1 protein-coding gene is annotated in these 1,243 nt (G+C 68.9%); it reads left to right on the plus strand.

What is annotated here, in order from left to right; all coding sequences use genetic code 11:
* Nucleotides 1–160 precede the first annotated feature (160 nt).
* Nucleotides 161–463 carry a hypothetical protein gene (locus LPA54_RS32660; RefSeq protein WP_228984387.1) on the plus strand — a complete coding sequence of 101 codons (303 nt, stop codon included), beginning with the start codon at nt 161–163 and terminating at the stop codon, nt 461–463.
* Nucleotides 464–1,243 lie beyond the last annotated feature (780 nt).

Raw genomic sequence — 1,243 nt, forward strand, 5'->3', positions numbered from 1 at the left:
CTTTACCTCTGTGCGCTTGTGTCTGCGGGTGCCTCTCAGTAGGGCGCGGTTCCTGAACACGTGGAAACGGACGTGTCGCGGAGGCTCAGGTGCCGTTGTCCTGGTGAGATACCTGCCGAACCCGTGCACAGGCCGTGTGTCGGTGGTGAGGAGTCCTGTTATGACAGCGAGCAAGCGAGGGACTGTGGTGGCCGTGGCCGCGGTCGGCCTGATGGCGTTCACCGCCACCACGGCGGGTGCCACTTCGGTCATCGGCTTCGGCAACAGTGCGCACGACAACCAGTGCATCAACATCGGCTCGGCTAACGTCGCCGACGCACAGCACGCGGGCGGCGGTCTGGTGTCCAGTCTGCTTGCCCTGCCGTTTTCCGCGCCGGCCAACCAGTGCGGGGATCTAGGCCTGCCCAAGGAAGACAAGGCCGACCAGCCCGCGGAAAACTTCCACGTCGACGTGGCTGAATGAGTGACCGGCGCGCCGTTTCCAGCGGCAGTCGCGGTGCCTGTGGCTGCGCCGCGAGGTGCCCCGCCTGCGAGGTCCGCTGAGCACGGCGTACACGTGCGCGAGTGGCCCATGCTGGTGTTCCCGCGTATGTCTGGCGCTGGTGACGGAGCGGGTGTCGGCGCACGTGGATGCCTGACGTGGCACGGGTCTGCCGGCGCCACGGTGCTTCTTCCTCTTCTTGGTCGGGCTGTTGGCCCACCGGCCCGGTTCGACCTTGTTGCGACCGCTCCGGGTTCTCAGGATCGGCCACCGCGCCGGCTTCCTGATCGCTCGGGGCCAGACACGACCGGACCGAGGCGGCAACAGACGGGAACGCGCTTCCTGCGTGGCCTCCGTCCAGGCGCTGGTTGGCTTGCGCCGGGAGACGCCGTGTTGGGACGCCACGCTCCGGCGGGCGATTCGGACGCAGCGGAGGTAGGAGAGTCGGTCCGTGTCCAGGACCGGTTCGCTCGCTGCGGCGGCGTCGGCGTGAACACCTTGGTCAAGATCCCTACGCGCGACCGGCACCCCGGTCCCCGCCCCTCCATGAGCTGGCCAACGGCCCAGTCAGCACAAGAGCCACTGCATTGGGGCCCCCAAGGGTGGCTTAGGCGTGATCCGTGTGGGCGTGGTGCCGCTCATGGATCCGCGCGTGCTAGGCAGAGGCATGGACGACGTGAGGGCTACGGAGCAGAGGGCGGATGGCGCGGGCGGGCCCGTGGGAGGAGCTGCGGGCGGGAGCGCCGGCCAGGTGGGTGGGGG

The organism is Streptomyces sp. DH12 (genome assembly GCF_020873895.1).
Taxonomy (GTDB): domain Bacteria; phylum Actinomycetota; class Actinomycetes; order Streptomycetales; family Streptomycetaceae; genus Streptomyces.